This is a genomic window from Clostridium drakei, from assembly GCF_000633595.2.
Lineage (GTDB): Bacteria > Bacillota > Clostridia > Clostridiales > Clostridiaceae > Clostridium_AM > Clostridium_AM drakei.
Genome location: NZ_JIBU02000064.1, coordinates 1 through 16,432 on the forward strand (window position 1 = coordinate 1; position 16,432 = coordinate 16,432).

Genomic DNA, 16,432 nt, shown 5'->3' on the forward strand with positions numbered 1-16,432 from the left:
TCCAAGGGGTAACTGGTGCTACTGGAGCTGACGGTGTTACCGGTCCTACTGGCGCTCAAGGCATTACTGGAGCTACCGGACTCCAAGGCGTAACCGGTCCTACTGGGGCTGATGGTGCTACCGGACCTGCTGGCACTCAAGGTATTACCGGAGCTACTGGACTTCAAGGTACTACTGGTCCTACTGGCGCTGATGGTGTTACCGGTCCTACTGGCGCTCAAGGCATTACCGGAGCTACTGGACTTCAAGGTACTACTGGTCCTACTGGCGCTGATGGTGCTACCGGACCTACTGGCGCTCAAGGCATTACCGGAGCTACCGGACTTCAAGGTATAACTGGGCCTACTGGAGCTGATGGTGTTACTGGAGCTACTGGACTTCAAGGTGCTACCGGTCCTACTGGGGCTGACGGTGTCACTGGTCCTACTGGGGCTACCGGCCCTACTGGTCCTCAAGGTGCTGTTGCAATTTTAAGTTTTAATAATGCATCCGGACCACTTATGGTCTATAGCCCTAGCAAAATAGCACTAAATACAGAGACACCAGAAATAGCACTAAATACAGAGGTGCCAGTTGTAACTACTACTGTTTCAAATATCAAAGCAGGCCAAATGCTTAAAATTGATTATACTTTGTCAATTGAATTTAATGTTACTGAAAACTGGTCCATTGCATTTGAAATAAGATTATATAAGGACGGATCACTAATTAATACTAGACTTGATAATGCAATTGGAACAGTTGCAGGTAATCAAAGATTTCCTATATCAAACACGTATGTAGATGTAGCTGATGCTGATGCTGCTTCCTCTCAGTATATTATTAATGTTAAGGTAACAACAGCTTCTAATGCTAATTCAGCATCTACGGGAAATAATATTAATTTAAACATCATGAAGTTCTAATAATTAAGAATATTTCTCATTAGTTATCAATTAAATATTATAAATTAAATATTATAAATTAAATGTATATTTTCAAAAGAGTTGTCACATTAAATTAATGTGACAACTCCTTTTTTCTCTTACTACCACTCTACTAATCAATAAAATTTAATATTAGAATTACTAAGTCTTTCAATAATTGTATCAGAATTTTTTCTTTCCCATATTATATAGTGTGACAAATTTTAAGAAGGTGATAATATGATTTCAATTAGCCTTTGTATGATTGTAAAAAATGAATCTGATGTTTTACAAAACTGTTTAGAATCAATAAAAGATATTGCAGATGAGATTGTTATTGTAGATACCGGTTCCACAGATAATACTGTTGAAATAGCAAAAAAATATACTGATAATGTATTCTTTTTTGAATGGATTGACGATTTTTCTGCAGCAAGAAACTATTCCTTCAGCAAAGCCACCAAGGATTATATTCTTTGGCTCGATGCAGATGATGTGATGCTTTCTGAAGATCAAAAAAAATTAATACAATTAAAAAATTCACTGAATGATTCTATAGATTCAGTGACCATGATATATAATTATGCTTTTGATGAATTTGGAAATGTAACTTTAAGTTTACGACGAAACCGTTTGGTAAAGCGTAAGCTTATGTTCAAATGGTACGGCCCTGTCCATGAATATCTTGCAGTAAATGGCAATATTTTTAATGCTGATATTGCTGTTTCTCATAAGAGAATTCATTCAAAATCTGGTCGTAATCTAGCTATATTCGAAAAAAGATTAAAAAAAGGTGATGAATTTTCACCTCGTGACCGTTACTATTATGCTAATGAATTACTAGACAATGGATTTTATGAAAAAGCCGCTGAAAATTATTCTATTTTTTTAAATTTAAAAGAAGGTTGGATTGAAGATAGAATTTCATCCTGCTATAAAATTTCAGATATTTACTCCCATTTAGGAAATCCTGAAAAAGAACTTGAATATGTGTGGAAGTCTTTTGAACTTAGTACTCCAAGAGCTGAATTCTGCTGCAAACTTGGTTACTATTTCCTTAGTAAAAACGATATAGGAAATGCATCATTCTGGTATAAACTTGCTTCTGAATTAAAGAAACCTGATGGAAATTGGGGATTTTTCCTAGATAGCTATTGGACCTGGCTGCCTCATATTCAATTGTGTGTATGCTACTATAGGCTTGGAGATTATAAAAAATCTTATGAACACAATGAGATAGCTCGTTCTTTCAGACCAGCAGATAAAATGATACTGAATAATAAATCATTATTGGAGGGGATATTGAAAAATGGCAAGTAACACTATAGAAAAAAATACTACTAACAATTCAGGTCCATCTCGTCCATTAAGAATTGTACAGGTAGCTCCAGATTATTATCCTATTCCTCCTTTAAACTATGGTGGAATTGAAAGAGTTGTTTATACCTTAACTGAAGAACTTGTAAAATTAGGTCATGATGTATATCTTTATGCTCCCAAAGGAAGTCAATGTAGTGCTAAAATTATCAATTATGAGCATACTATTCCAAACCCACAAAGTATTGCAGACTTTGTACAGAATACACTGCCTGATAATGTAGATATAATACATGATCATACTCATGCTTCTATTGTAGGTCTTAAAAAGCTTCCTGTCCCAACAATATGTACTATCCATGCATGCAGAAACAATCCTGTTGATTATCCTGTTTATTTAAGCAAGCGAACTTTAGAGGTAGCTGGTAAAAATCATGGTTTCTTCGTTTATAATGGCATAAATCTTAATGAATATGAATTCTCCGATATTAAAGATGATTATCTTCTCTTTTTAGGTGTACTAGATTGGCATAAAGGCATAAAAGAGTCTATTGATGTTGCTGAAAAAACTAATCATAAACTTATAATTGCTGGTCCTATTTTTAATTATGAATATTATAATAAAGAAATTGCTCCAAGAATTAAAAATAATCCTAAACTCCAGTATATAGGCGAAGTAGGAGGACAGCAAAAACAGGACTTATTTAAAAAAGCCAAATGTTTTCTTTTCCCAACTTGTTGTGAAGAACCTTTTGGTCTTGTAATGATTGAAGCAATGGCTTGTGGCACTCCTGTACTTGCCTTCCATAATGGTGCAGTTCCTGAAGTTATGAAGGGATTTCCTGATCTAGTTTGCTCTTCAGTAGATGAAATGGTGCTTAAGCTTAATATGAATCAATTTCCAAAATCAAAACTACTTCGTGAATATGTGGAAAAAAATTTTTCATCAACTGTTATGGCAGAAGAATATTTAAAGCTATATAATAAAATAATCACTGAAGAAGTAAATTATAATTATGGTGACAAACTACAGGAAATAGGTAACTTTATGGAAGCTATTAAATATTATGAGCAATTTTTATCCTTTCCAGATTTATCAAAAATGCACAAGATAAAAATATGCAATAAAATCTCAGATCTTTATTTCAATCTAAAGGATTTAGATAAAGAAAGAAAATTTATCTTTAAATCTTTTGAATATGGTCCTCCTCGTGCTGAATTTTGCTGTAAGCTAGGGTATCAATTTCTTCAAAATAATGAGCTTGACAAGGCAATTTTCTGGTTTGAACTTGCTACAAAATTGGAAAAACCAAAGGAAATTTTATACGAATCCTGTTGGACATGGCTGCCATTTATCCAATTATGTGTTTGTTATTATAGAACAGGAGATGTAAAAAAATCCTACGAAAATAATGAACTTGCATTGAAACTAAATCCTAATAATGAAATGATAATTAGTAATAAAAAATTTCTAGAAGGAATCTTAAAAAAATGACTTTACATTTCCACACTATTAAAAAAACTATTGGATAATTAGCATTTCCCCCATACTATGGGGGAAATTTACCTATCTAATACCTGCTAATTAACAATAGTTTTATTTGTATTTAAATTACTTGAAATTCATTATATAAAATTTTTTTGATATTATTTATTCTAGAATCCCAACTATTTTCCCTGGCCGTTATAATTCGTCTATTTACCATTTCATTACTTTTTTCATTAACAGCTTTATCAATATAATCTTTAAATTCTACAGCATTATTAGCTATATAACATACATTAGAAAACTTATTAATTTCTCTCATATTAGTAGTAACCACAGGTTTGCCAAGTGAAAAATATTCATAAAGTTTAACTGGATTACAACTATTAGTCATGTTATTAACTTTAAAAGGTATAATACAGCAATTGAAATTATTTATATAATATGGAAGCTCATTGTAATTTTTAATTCCTAAATAATAAATATTACTCTTTATTAACGGTGGCTTAAATCCATTATAAAATGGACCTACAAAAACAAAATTGTATCTTGATTTTTTGGTTATGAAATCTATAGTATCCCAATCCATCCAGCTAGCTACAGCTCCCACATAACCAACTATAGGTTTAAATGTAGGTAAATCCTTTGGCTTATTAACCTTATTTAAAGAAAAATTGTCTAAATCAACTGCATTATTTAAAAGATAAACTTTAGGATGAAGTTTTCTAAACTTTTCATAAAGTTTGTCAGCTGTTGTAAAAACTATATTAGCTTTTTCAAGCATCTTGTTAATATAAGGTTGCCATGTACTAAACTCATCAGAAGCATCGTCTACAACATCATATATTACATAATCATGATAAATCTTGTCTACATTGAGAAACTGATTTGGCGAACTACACCACAGAATTACACTTCCTTCAGTTTTTATATCCTCAGGATTATAGTTTCCAGATACTATATTAAGATTAGGTTCTCTTTGTACTATTCCATTTGCTCCTTTGCTGGTAAAATAATAAACCTTATATCCATGTCTAGCAAGCTTAGTCATAATTTGCTGCGGCCTTTGAACCATCCAATCAAAAGGAACACTAGGCATTTGAATAAATGTTATCATATTTCCATATTCCTTTCCTTTTTAATTCATTAATAAAAAAATTCACTTTATCTTTATAACTATGTTTCAAATAACATTCTTTCTGTCCTTCTAAAGAAATATAGTCTCTATCACTTTTTCTCACTAAATAATTATCTACATTTCTCAGTGTTTCTAAATGACTTTTGCTCCAAACTAAATGTTTATTATTAACAAAATAATTTTTAATTGCCGGTGTATATTGAGTAATATAGAAACCTCTAGAGCCAAGAATCTCAAAGGTTTTCATACTCATCATTGTAGAAGAGCTATTAATAGAATGAACACCCAGCATTATTTTAGCGGATGCACATGCATCCTTTATTTCATCATATTCACAATATCCACCATAAAATTTTTTATCTATTGTAAATTTCTGACTACCATCTATCCACCATTCATTTCCATAAACTTTTATATCATATCCTCTTTTTATCAAAGGTTCTAGCATAATTTTATATCCCTGAAGTCTTGCAGGGTATCTTGAGTAATTGTTTCCTATAAACACTATATCATGATCAAATTTTTTATTATATTTTCCTGGAAGATGAATATCTTCATTACAACCAAACATTAAAAATGATGCATTAATACCCATTGACTTATATTTTCCTATACATTCAATAGCTGGAGTAAAAGTCAATATTGATTTTCTTGCATGTTTTATAGATTCGCTCATCATCTCTATAGGATCATCTATAGCCCAATATAGTATTGGAATATTATATCTTTCTGCTATGTTAAAAAATATATCTCTATTTCTAAATATTGCTACATGTTCATAAAAAAAAGCATCTGGTTTATATTTTTTGATAGCCTCTATTAATGTTTGATATTTTCCAATAGAAATTTCTTTTCCAAAGTCAGTATATATAACATCTATTTCACTTTTTCCCATAGCAAAACCAATTCCAAATTTTATAATTGGAGCTGTACTTAGAGTCATAATTTTCAATTTCATCACCTATCTCCAAAGTTTTCTACGCTTTAATTCATATATAAATATATCAACTTTTTTATCATAGTCATGCTTTAAATAGCATTCTTTCTGACCTTCTAAGGCTATTCTTTCCCTGCCATCCTGATTGTTTAAATATCGTTCTACCATCCTTAATGTATCATATGAATTTTCACTCCAAACTAAATGTTTTTCATTTAAAAAACATTTTTGAATAGCTGGAGTATATTGTGTTAAATAGAATCCTCCACAACCCATAATTTCAAATGTTCTCATACTCATCATAGTGTTAGAATTGGCAACTGAATGTACTCCAAGTGCAATTTTAGCTGTAGCATAAGCATCTGGAAGTTCTTCATAAGCACAGTATCCACCATAATATTTTCTATCAAGCACAAAATTTTGAGAAGTGTCAAACCACCAATCATTTCCATAAACCTTAATATCATATCCCCTTTGAATTAAAGGTTTTAAAATAATATCTATTCCCTTTTTTCTTGAAAAATGTTGTTTATAATTATTGCCTATAAATATTATGTCATGGTCAAATTTAGGGTTGATATTTCCTTTGTAATGAAAATCCTTATTACACCCAAACATCATTAATTCAGCATGTATTCCATATCTTTTGTATTTAGGAATACATTCTATAGCTGTAGTCATGCACATTGAGGCTGCTAAAGCGTTCTTTAGTGAAACATGAGTAAAATAGACAGGATCTTCTATAGCCCAGTATATATAAGGAATAAAATAACTTTTTATTATGTTAAGCATTTTATCTAAGTTATTCATAATGCACATACCAGCATTTAATATAGCGTCAGGTTTAAATTCTTCTATTTCTTCTTGAAGTGCATATAAATTTCCTCTATTTATCTCTACACAAAGTGAAGTGTATTTAACTTCAATCCCCTTTTTTATCATAGCTGAAGCAAATCCATATTTAAAAATAGGTGCATCCTCCAAAAGAAGTATTTTCATTGTAACCTCCATTTCATCTATTGATTAAATGGCTATAATTAATTACCTACTTACATATTATTATATGTTGAAACAAAAAAATCGTGAATAAATCTAATTATAAAATTAGATTAATAAAATTAGATTAATAAAATTCTCTTTTATTTCATATATATTAATACCAATTAATATATATATGACTATTATTTCTTTTTAATAATTATAATAAGGAAGGTTATTTTATGATTCACAAGAATTTGCCTTACATTATAAAAAATTCAGAAAATATTATTTATAAATTCAATTTAGATTCCTCTCATAATCTGATTGTAGAAAGTTATAATGATCTTGATCCTAATGCTAATGTTAATAACAGATTCACCTATAAACAATATGTACTTGATTATTCCGTAGATATGGATGATAAAGATAAAATTCATATTGCATTTATAACTGAAGATGGACTCTTAAAATATTCAACTTTAGATTTTCCTAATATAGAAAAGACAATAAGCAGTGTTCAATCTAAAGATTATAAAATTAATTATGTTACTATAAAAATTATATCTTCTGATATTCATATTTTTTATATGATACAAAGTAAATATAATGTTGATAAATGGTCTATACATCATAGTTTCTTTCATAACAATTTATGGATTTCTAAAAAACTTACAGAAATATCATTTATTAAAAATTCATTACCATACAATATTGATTTTTACAAAAATAATATTTATATATTCCACTCAACGAATATTTCTTATCAATATTGTATACAAAAATTTAGTATTTCATTTAGCTTATGGTCAACTATAGAAAATAACATAAATCTTATGAACTGCCAAAATGCAGAATTTTTTATAAATGAAACAGGCATTGGTATTATATGCTACAACTCATATATTAATAGATCTATCAATACACTTTTAAAATTTAAAGACTTCAATGTAAATAGTTCAGCATGGTCTGATGACTTATTAGCAAAAACTAATAATTTTGATTTTTCATTACCATCTATATTGTATAATAATGATGCACTATTTCTATTTTGGAAAGAAAATAATACTTTATTTCTAGGGAAATCTTTTTATAAAACTGCCAGCTTAATTGAAATTAAATCAATTACATTTAAAAATATAATAGTTAGTTGTAAATATATAGCGAAAGAAACCTCATATCATGCTTATAAAAATAACTTTTTATTTTTTATTAGTATAAATCCTCTTAATAGTATTTTTGAAGATAATAATATTAAAGACTTCCTAAAAGTAGATACAATAAGAACAGACCAAAAGTTTAACCCTCTTAATGGTCCTCTAAAAGAAACCTTAAAGATAATTGCTAAAAATAGTGGTTTAATAAATAAAACTATTTATAATGATAGTGACGATTTTGAAAATGAAAACCTTGAAAATGAAGAAAAAACAGATAATTCAAAGGATGAAGTAAAAGATTGTATGGATTACCAGAATAATAAAATTGATTATCTTCAAGATACCCTTAACTCAAAAAATGTTGAAATAGAACAACTAAAAACTACTATTCACTTAAGAGAAGATGAACTTGAAAAGTTTAAAAATATCATTATTTCAAAGGAAAATGAAATAGAACAATTAAAAAATAGTTTTAACTTAAAGCAAAATGATCTGGATAAATCTAACACTAATCTTAATTTAAAAAATGCTGAAATAGAACATTTAAAAAACAATCTAAAATCAAGTGAAGCTGAAATTGAAAGCTTAAACAACTCATACTCTTCTTTAAAAAATCTAGCATCCGAAAAAGACTTGTTAATACAAAATCTATACAGTCAAATACAAGAACTTGAAAATAAAAATATTGAAGATGTTCAAATATCAAAAAAGAAAAGCTTTATAGATTTATTTAAAAAGGACCATTAAATGGTCCTTTTAGCGTTTTAAATTATTTTTATATAGCTATACTTAGCTCCATTTTTAGTTATTTGATATATACCTTTTATCATCATATTGCTATTTTTAGCCTCTGCCATTATTGCTTGTATATCATTTTCCATAAACTTTATAGATTGAGTACACCCAGCAGAAATACTACATGGAGTGGATATAAGTTTAACTTTATACCCCTTTTTTATAAGTTTATTAAATAGAAATACAGCTTGATTACGCGAAGCAAAAACTAGCAGGCACTGAGATTGTTCATTCTTATACATATATAACAACTCCCAATTATAGCTGTTTTCTTAGCCAATATATATTTTGTAATATATTAATATTTATAGTATTGTTCAATAATATTATATTTTCTGGAGATATAAATGTGACTAATTTGTTTATATTATGTTCTGATAAAAACTTAAAAGTTATTTTGTATACTTCGATAATATAATCTTTATCATCAAGTTTTCCATTGTAAATATAAAAATTTACAAAAGCTTTATCTTTTTTATTAACTATATTTATAAAAAACTTTTCTTTTTGTAAGATACCTTCATAAATATTGTTTCTGTTTTCAAATCTTGATGGTATTATTTTCCCTATAGCTGTATAGTCCATATCTATGTTTTTTACTTTTTTCATATTTACTTTTACTTTCAATTCAGAAAAATCTCCTATATTCAACTCAATAGTGCAATTTTTCCATATGCATATATATCCCATATTTTTAATTTCTTCCAAAGCTCTTTCATCCTTGTTATCATCAGATTGAAAACTTATAATTCTGTCAAAATATAATATTGATTTACTTTTTATTTTTTGAATCATAAGCCTTTCAAATTTTTTATAATTTTTACTATCTCCACTATTTATAAAATTTATAAAATGTAAAAATGCATATTGTCCAAAATCTATCTCATTTTCATAACTTATTAACGCATATGCTGCAACTTTATCATAATTATATATTTCAATTATTTCAGACTTGTCACTTAAAGCTATAAATTTATGCTGATTCATAGAATATTTGTCCATCATAATTCTTTTTTTATCTTCTATGTTTTCATAAGTTTTTATTAATATTCTATTAGTGTTTTTGTTTATTAAGTTATATAATTTTGATACTGTATCTATAAATCCTTTGCTTTGTATAAGCTTAAATGTTTCTTCATATTTCTTATACTTATTATAAAACTCTACTGCTTCTATTTTAAATTCTTCTTCAGTTGAATTATCTTTAAATTTTTCCATTAATCAATCCTCCAACTAATAATTTAGAGCAGACAATAGCCTGCTCTCTTATTAATTTTTATATTTAATTAGTACAATTTGAGCAATTTATATCTTCATATTGATATGGGAAGAAATCTTCTGGGAACGGTGTCTGAGTAAAATCTATAAATCTTTCACATACATTTTCTTCTTCTGGCAACATGAATTCTTCACATTCTGGTGGTGCTGGACAATATCCAAATGCTGGTATTAGAAGTTGAACTACTCCTGTTACTTTTATTACTATAAATACTCCAACTGTAAAGTTTAACACTTCATCTACAAAAGTAGGATTATTTAAAATCTCTGATCTGGTTTCTATTTTTAAATTAAAATCAAACTCATCTCTAGATTCTGGAATAAATAATACTATATCTTTATCTATACATGGTAATGTACCAGTTATTTCACCTTCAATTCCTGCTACATTTACATAAGTTATTGTATAAGGAACTTCTAATGTAAATTGAACTCTAGAGAAATTTGGTCTTTCAGGTATTGGCGTTCTTACTTCTGTTCCTGGTACTATTATACCATTTCCAAACGTTATTTTTTCTATTACAAATGGTCCACCCGTACAAGGGAAAGTTACTTTAAAATTAGGGAAGCAAACCCTTTGTTGGCAATGTGCAAAAACTTTCTCAGTTATGATACACACTGATTCAGAAATATCATCTAACTGATAGCTGTCAGTTAAATCAATAGGATCACCTGGAGAAATTAAAGATCCCTCATAAGCTCCTACAATACCTATAGGTCCACCTACAAATCCACTAATAGTTCCTGTTAAAACATTTGTTAGAGGATCTATTATATTTACACTCATATTTCCAAAATTCGTTACATATAGCCTTGTTTTATCAGGTGATACTATTACTCTTTGAGGACTTCCACCTAGTGGGATGGCAGCCATCGGAGTGTTTGTTAGTATGTTTACTGGTATTAGATTTCCTGTTGTATCTGCAACATACAAAATATTGCCGAAAATGGCAAGTCCATATGGTATAGCTCCTGGTACACTTGCTCCTAATGGTATAGTAGCTAAGATCGAATAATCACTAAGTTTTATTACAGTTATGCTTGAACTTCCTGAATTTGACACATATGCCTTGGTTTCATTATTATTTAATAATATAAAATTTGGTGCTGTTCCTGTTGGTATTCTAGCTACTTCAGTTAAAGTTAGTGTACTAATTACTTTTACGGAGTTGTCTCCAGTATCCACAACATATAACAAATTTCCATTAGCATTTAGCTTTATATATTGTGCATTAGTAAAACATGATATAGTTGCTATTAATGACCCACTTAATAAATCATTTACTGTAACAGTTGGTCCATTTGATACATATAATTTAGCATCTTCAGCATCTACATCTAAAAATCCATTATTAGGAATATTATAAGTTTTTACTGTGCCATTGGTACATATAGCTGTTATTGTATCTGAAATCGCATTAGCTACATATATTCTATCATCACTTCCATGAACAACTTCTGTAGCTCCCAATCCTGTGTTTATTGTCTTTATAATTGCATTAGTAAACTCATCAACAATAGATACAGCTCCATTGTTAGATACATAATACCTAATTCTCCTTGTTAAATCCGATACAGGCATTAGGCCCATTCCTCCCTTAAATTATTTAAATCATTTAAATTATTCAAGTTATTATTATCTTATTACATCGTGTATCCATCAAAATAAATAATGCAATAAAATATAAAACCTCCTAATGTTAATATATGAAATAGATAAAATTGTGTTACCAGTTTTTGTAGGATTTTTATTGAAAAGTTTAATTATTATGATTTAACTTTTTACATATTTACAACTACGTATGAATATTATTTATTAAGATAGATATAAAATCAATTTTTTATTAAAATGAGGTGTAAAATGTGATTTATAATAATAAATGTAGCTTTGTGGTAAGAAATTCTAAAAATATATTTTATAAATTCACACTAAATAATCAAAAAAATCTATTTTTACAATCCTATGACTATAGAGGACTTATATCTTCATCTATATTTAAAGAAAATATTAATAATTTTTCTATTGATATTGATTCTATGGACAAAATCCATATACTTTATACTTCTATTAATGGAACTATGAGGTACACAGTATATCCCTCAAGTTTTCATAAAGATATTAATTTACTTAATATTAATGAAAAATACAATATATCTTTTCTTAAATTAAAAATTGTTAACTTTAAGCCTCATGTTTTTTATATACTAGAAGATAAACTTCAATCTTCTTATAAAAGTATTCATCATATTTTTTTGCATAACAATTCTTTACATAATATTAAAATTGAAGATATTCCATCTTCAAAATATATATATCCATATATAGTAGATGCAATTAATAATACTATGTACTTATTCTGCACAAAAAATGGTAGCAAATTTATAATAAAAAAATTTAATGTAAATTTAGCAAATTGGACAACTTATGATGATACTCTTTCTATTTCATCTACTAATAATGCTAGCTTTCTTATTAATAATAAAAATATTTTACTAATTTGTTATAATAGTTCTTTTAACAAAAACATTCAAACATTTATAAAATATAAAGAATTAAATTCCTATAATTGTCAATGGTCAGATCCAATTATACTTTCAGATAAAACTTCTAATTCAACTCATGCTACCATAATAAATAAATCAGGAAATACTTATGTTGTCTGGGAAGAAAATGGACAAATAGTTTATAAAAAATCTTTTTATGGTACAAATGATTGGAGCTCTAAAAAAATTCTAACAAACAAAAAAGAAAAATTTTTTACTGGTATATACTTAAGTAACCATAATACAGATAAAGATTATAAAAGTATACTTTCCACTATTGATATTAACAACATTCCTTATCCAATAATAAATCTTGAAAATAATAACTCAAATTCATTCTATATAAATAAAGATCAAGTAAATAGTTCCTTGTTTATTCCAAGGACTGAAAAAACAACATTTAATAATAAAAAAGAAAAAAAACAAATACAGAAATTACAATGTATGCTTGCCGAAAAAGAGAAAAAAATTATAGAATTATCACAATGTAATTTAATTTTAAAAAATGAATTAGAAACAAAAAATAAAGAACTAGAAAATCTCAATGAAAAATTAAAAAAGAATTGGTTGAGTAAGTTTTTCAAGTAGAATTAATTTTAAATGGCTGTCACATTAAGGATAAATACTACAATATATTGTGTGTAAATTCCTTCGTATGACAGCCTCTTGTAATAATGCTTCTTAATACAACAAGTTCATATCTATATATTTAAACAATTTTTTGATTCATTACATCCAAAAGATTTAATTTTTCTATTCTGTTTCTTATCTCTTCTTTATTTATAGAATATAAACCGATATTCTGCATTCTCTTAAAATATTCTGCTCCTGCAAAGGTATATCTATTTCTTCTTCCATTCTTAGTCATTATTTTATAGTTAGCATAGGCTATAATATCTCCAATAACCGTCATTTTAGGAAGTATTAATAATGGTTTATCTACTAAATATCTTACTGCATTATGACCTGCTAAGCTTCCTGTACATATAGCTTCTGTATGTCCTACAAAAAGTCCACTTTTTTCACCACCACAGAATAGATTACTTATTCCTTTCACTTTCATATCATCTGTTCTAGGTGCCACAGATAAATATCTAATAGAATTCCCCTTTCCACCTGCATAAGGATCAACATATTTTGAATTTTCCAATCCTTTAATTTTTCTTAACTTTTCTAGTGGATAATATGATGTCATAAGTTTTGCATGGCCAGTATCTAATAGTATTACATTTTCAGCAAACTCTTTTAATGCATACTGCTGGCATACCTTTGCCTTAAGCTTATCCATATTTACATCCTCTTTAGGGACCTTTAAAACAACTACTCCCTTTTTATCCAACTCTTCTACTATATTGTCAGCTAGACTTTCCTTACACAATTTACAAGAACCACTAAAAGCTCCATATATATCGTCATCTCTTTCACCTTGAAGATCATCTACACCAGCTCTCATACTTATACTAACTCTTGGTCCAAAGGCAGGGCATCTAAGTACACACATTGAGCACCCATTTCCATATCTCAAACAGTTTCCCATAGGACCTGTAGATCCTGTAGTTTCAATAAATACATCTCCCTCTACATAAGTTCCATCTGACAAATATATTCCCTTTATTTTATTTTCATCTTTGTTTACATCAATTATTCTACATATCATATTTAATTCTATATTCATACTTTCTAGGTATCTTCTTACTGCAGGTTCAATTTTATTTACATCATAAAGCCATGCATGTTTATGTCCAGGAAAATCTACATCTTTGTGCCTTGTATTACTATCAGTTATATTTATTAAATCTCCTGCTCCTAAGGCCATTAATTCTTCTGATGCAGTATATCTTCCATTGTTTCTCATTATTCCTCCTACGTTACCAAGCCCTAACAGCATATCAGTTTTTTCATAAAGAGAAACATTATCTGCACCAGCCTTTTTTGCACTTATAGCTGCCGCACATCCGGCCCATCCGCCGCCAATTATAACTACCTTCATTCAAAAACCTCCTATATTAAATTATGAATTTTAAAATTTCCCTATCTTTAAATCCTTTAAATAAGTCTTCTTGCTTTAAATACATGTTTAGGATCTATCTGCATCTTGCACAACTTCTTTACCACATGATTTTTATATCTGGTACTACAAGAACCACATACACCTTCTCCACAGCACATTTTAGAATTATTACAGCATGAAAAATTAACATTTTCATCAATAAACTCCATTAGTCTATAAATAAGTATGTCTGGTCCATCACAATGAATTAAATTTACATTTTCCACTTTTAAGATTTGTTTCATCATGTCTTTTAATTCTTTCGTAAGTTCACCCTGCTCCAACATCTTACACTCTAATATTTCTGAATTATACTTTTCAAAATATTCTTTTTCAAAAATGTTGTTAAAAGGGATTTTATCAATTATTGCTATAATATTATTTTCATTAGAATGTAACTTTTTTAAAACAGGTATTAGAGGTGCTATACCTATACCTCGTCCTATAACTATGGACACACCATCTTTTGCTTTATATACATTTTTTAATCCCAATATACCATTCCAAAATGGTCCTCTAACTAACACTTTTTCATTTTCATTGAGTTTACATACACTTTTTGTTTTAATCCCTTTTGTTTCTATTGCAATTTTTAATGTGTTATGCTCTGTATCTGCTTCCATAATAGAAATTGGTGTATCATAATAATTTGTACACTGTGGATTTCTTATGAATATGAAGCTTCCTGGATATACAAGATCATGTACTAAACTGTGGGATGCATTTATTGTAAAAATATATAGTCCTTCTTCTACCTGCTCTTTTTTCACTATTGTACATAAATAATTTTTTCTTCCATCTTTAGCCTTACTTTTATTTAAAATAAACTCCTGATATATGCACACACCTTTCCAATTTATACAATCACAAAAATTTTTTCCTGAAAGTTGTGAACATAATATACAATCTCCAGTTTCAGCCAAATGACAAGGACAATAAATGCTTCCAGCATCAATACAGTCTTTCATTTCATAATCCAATTATATTACCTCCCAAAGCACTCTACTATTAAACTATTTTACTTCACACATTTTTGTTACTAAAAAATACTTTACCTCTTTAATTGACAAAATATATTTATTATAATAATATTAATAACTATAAATATCTAACTTAGGAGGTTATCACATGAACTACGATTTAACTAATCCATATGAAATAGCAAGATACATAAAAGAAGCAAAAAAATCTACTCCTGTTAAAGTTTATGTTGACGGTAACATTGAAAATTGCAGCTTAGGAAACATAGAAGATTACGGTAATGGTGGATTTCACGTACTTTTTGGAGAGGCAGAAGAAGTTTCTAAATTTTTAGCTGATAACAAAGATAATATAAAAAAATTTAGAATAGAGTATGACAGAAGGAATTCAGCAATTCCTCTTGTTGATGTTACGAAAATAGATGCTAGAATTGAACCTGGCGCTATTATAAGAGACAAGGTTAAAATAGATAAAAAGGCTGTTATAATGATGGGTGCTGTTATAAATATAGGCGCTGAAATAGGCGAAGGCACTATGGTAGATATGAATGCTGTTGTTGGTGCTAGAGGTAAACTTGGAAAAGGAGTTCACTTAGGTGCTGGTGCTGTTGTTGCTGGTGTTCTTGAACCACCAAGTAAGTCACCTTGCGAAATAGAAGATGATGTTTTAATAGGTGCTAATGCAGTAATTCTTGAAGGTGTAAAAGTAGGAAAAGGTTCTGTTGTAGCTGCTGGTTCTGTTGTTGTGGAAGATGTACCAGCTGGTGTTGTAGTAGCCGGTATTCCTGCAAAAATAATTAAAACAGTAGATGATAAAACTAAAGATAAAACTAAGATATTGGAAGACCTAAGAAAATAGAAAGCAAA

The 16,432-nt window shown here is 28.5% G+C and carries 13 protein-coding genes and 1 pseudogene; 6 read left to right on the top strand and 8 right to left on the bottom strand.

All coding sequences use genetic code 11. The features are described from left to right. The 3 genes and pseudogenes from EG57_RS27355 to EG57_RS0223100 form a co-directional block, all read left to right on the top strand. Positions 1 to 905: pseudogene (locus EG57_RS27355) on the top strand (hypothetical protein); the annotation flags it as partial. Between the two features lie 240 nt (positions 906 to 1,145). Continuing rightward, the gene (locus EG57_RS0223095) at positions 1,146 to 2,225 is read left to right on the top strand and encodes a tetratricopeptide repeat-containing glycosyltransferase family 2 protein (RefSeq protein WP_032079447.1); all 1,080 of its coding nucleotides are present in this window, start codon (positions 1,146 to 1,148) and stop codon (positions 2,223 to 2,225) included. Then, a complete protein-coding gene (locus EG57_RS0223100) occupies positions 2,215 to 3,717 on the top strand; it encodes a glycosyltransferase (RefSeq protein ID WP_084572308.1) in 1,503 nt (500 codons plus the stop codon). The genes EG57_RS0223095 and EG57_RS0223100 overlap by 11 nt, the downstream gene beginning before the upstream one ends. A 112-nt stretch (positions 3,718 to 3,829) precedes the next feature. Here the strand turns inward: EG57_RS0223100 and EG57_RS0223105 are convergent, their stop codons facing one another. Genes EG57_RS0223105 through EG57_RS0223115 form a run of 3 tightly spaced genes read right to left on the bottom strand, consistent with a single transcriptional unit; the run spans position 3,830 to position 6,782 of the window. Then, positions 3,830 to 4,825 carry a glycosyltransferase family protein gene (locus EG57_RS0223105; protein ID WP_032079448.1) on the bottom strand — a complete coding sequence of 332 codons (996 nt, stop codon included), beginning with the start codon at positions 4,823 to 4,825 and terminating at the stop codon, positions 3,830 to 3,832. Next, complete coding sequence (locus tag EG57_RS0223110; protein WP_052038060.1) at positions 4,800 to 5,804, bottom strand: CgeB family protein; 1,005 nt, start codon at positions 5,802 to 5,804, stop codon at positions 4,800 to 4,802. The genes EG57_RS0223105 and EG57_RS0223110 overlap by 26 nt, the downstream gene beginning before the upstream one ends. 3 nt (positions 5,805 to 5,807) lie before the next feature. After that, positions 5,808 to 6,782 carry a CgeB family protein gene (locus EG57_RS0223115; protein ID WP_032079449.1) on the bottom strand — a complete coding sequence of 325 codons (975 nt, stop codon included), beginning with the start codon at positions 6,780 to 6,782 and terminating at the stop codon, positions 5,808 to 5,810. Between the two features lie 221 nt (positions 6,783 to 7,003). On the opposite strand from EG57_RS0223115, the gene EG57_RS0223120 reads away from it, so the two are divergent. Further along, positions 7,004 to 8,665, top strand: a complete 1,662-nt coding sequence (locus EG57_RS0223120; RefSeq protein WP_032079450.1) for a hypothetical protein — start codon at positions 7,004 to 7,006, stop codon at positions 8,663 to 8,665. Positions 8,666 to 8,682: 17 nt separating this feature from the next. On the opposite strand, the gene EG57_RS0223125 is transcribed toward EG57_RS0223120, so the two are convergent. From EG57_RS0223125 to EG57_RS26090, 3 genes are all read right to left on the bottom strand, one after another. Next, complete coding sequence (locus tag EG57_RS0223125; protein ID WP_032079451.1) at positions 8,683 to 8,955, bottom strand: putative Se/S carrier protein; 273 nt, start codon at positions 8,953 to 8,955, stop codon at positions 8,683 to 8,685. Positions 8,956 to 8,971: 16 nt separating this feature from the next. Then, positions 8,972 to 9,931 carry a hypothetical protein gene (locus EG57_RS0223130; protein ID WP_032079452.1) on the bottom strand — a complete coding sequence of 320 codons (960 nt, stop codon included), beginning with the start codon at positions 9,929 to 9,931 and terminating at the stop codon, positions 8,972 to 8,974. A gap of 64 nt (positions 9,932 to 9,995) precedes the next feature. Beyond that, positions 9,996 to 11,573 carry a YncE family protein gene (locus EG57_RS26090; protein WP_161782739.1) on the bottom strand — a complete coding sequence of 526 codons (1,578 nt, stop codon included), beginning with the start codon at positions 11,571 to 11,573 and terminating at the stop codon, positions 9,996 to 9,998. Between the two features lie 281 nt (positions 11,574 to 11,854). Here EG57_RS26090 and EG57_RS0223140 point away from each other — a divergent pair, with 281 nt between their 5' ends. After that, positions 11,855 to 13,123: a hypothetical protein gene (locus EG57_RS0223140; RefSeq protein ID WP_032079453.1), complete on the top strand. Its 1,269-nt coding sequence runs from the start codon at positions 11,855 to 11,857 to the stop codon at positions 13,121 to 13,123. A gap of 121 nt (positions 13,124 to 13,244) precedes the next feature. Here the strand turns inward: EG57_RS0223140 and EG57_RS0223145 are convergent, their stop codons facing one another. Together EG57_RS0223145 and EG57_RS0223150 are read right to left on the bottom strand one after the other, a co-directional pair. Continuing rightward, positions 13,245 to 14,525, bottom strand: coding sequence for an FAD-dependent oxidoreductase (locus tag EG57_RS0223145; RefSeq protein WP_032079454.1), 1,281 nt, complete (start codon positions 14,523 to 14,525; stop codon positions 13,245 to 13,247). Between the two features lie 56 nt (positions 14,526 to 14,581). After that, on the bottom strand, positions 14,582 to 15,565 hold the full coding sequence (locus EG57_RS0223150) for a sulfide/dihydroorotate dehydrogenase-like FAD/NAD-binding protein (RefSeq protein ID WP_200880605.1): 984 nt from the start codon (positions 15,563 to 15,565) through the stop codon (positions 14,582 to 14,584). 148 nt (positions 15,566 to 15,713) lie between these two features. On the opposite strand from EG57_RS0223150, the gene dapD reads away from it, so the two are divergent. Next, positions 15,714 to 16,424: a 2,3,4,5-tetrahydropyridine-2,6-dicarboxylate N-acetyltransferase gene (dapD, locus tag EG57_RS0223155; RefSeq protein WP_032079455.1), complete on the top strand. Its 711-nt coding sequence runs from the start codon at positions 15,714 to 15,716 to the stop codon at positions 16,422 to 16,424. The last annotated feature ends 8 nt before the right edge of the window (positions 16,425 to 16,432 follow it).

Bases quoted from the DNA above. Each gene is read 5' to 3' on its own strand.
- EG57_RS0223095 (WP_032079447.1), top strand. From the start codon at position 1,146: ATGATTTCAATTAGCCTTTGTATGATTGTAAAAAATGAATCTGATGTT.
- EG57_RS0223100 (WP_084572308.1), top strand. From the start codon at position 2,215: ATGGCAAGTAACACTATAGAAAAAAATACTACTAACAATTCAGGTCCA.
- EG57_RS0223105 (WP_032079448.1), bottom strand. From the start codon at position 4,825: ATGATAACATTTATTCAAATGCCTAGTGTTCCTTTTGATTGGATGGTT.
- EG57_RS0223110 (WP_052038060.1), bottom strand. From the start codon at position 5,804: ATGAAATTGAAAATTATGACTCTAAGTACAGCTCCAATTATAAAATTT.
- EG57_RS0223115 (WP_032079449.1), bottom strand. From the start codon at position 6,782: ATGAAAATACTTCTTTTGGAGGATGCACCTATTTTTAAATATGGATTT.
- EG57_RS0223120 (WP_032079450.1), top strand. From the start codon at position 7,004: ATGATTCACAAGAATTTGCCTTACATTATAAAAAATTCAGAAAATATT.
- EG57_RS0223125 (WP_032079451.1), bottom strand. From the start codon at position 8,955: ATGTATAAGAATGAACAATCTCAGTGCCTGCTAGTTTTTGCTTCGCGT.
- EG57_RS0223130 (WP_032079452.1), bottom strand. From the start codon at position 9,931: ATGGAAAAATTTAAAGATAATTCAACTGAAGAAGAATTTAAAATAGAA.
- EG57_RS26090 (WP_161782739.1), bottom strand. From the start codon at position 11,573: ATGCCTGTATCGGATTTAACAAGGAGAATTAGGTATTATGTATCTAAC.
- EG57_RS0223145 (WP_032079454.1), bottom strand. From the start codon at position 14,525: ATGAAGGTAGTTATAATTGGCGGCGGATGGGCCGGATGTGCGGCAGCT.
- dapD (WP_032079455.1), top strand. From the start codon at position 15,714: ATGAACTACGATTTAACTAATCCATATGAAATAGCAAGATACATAAAA.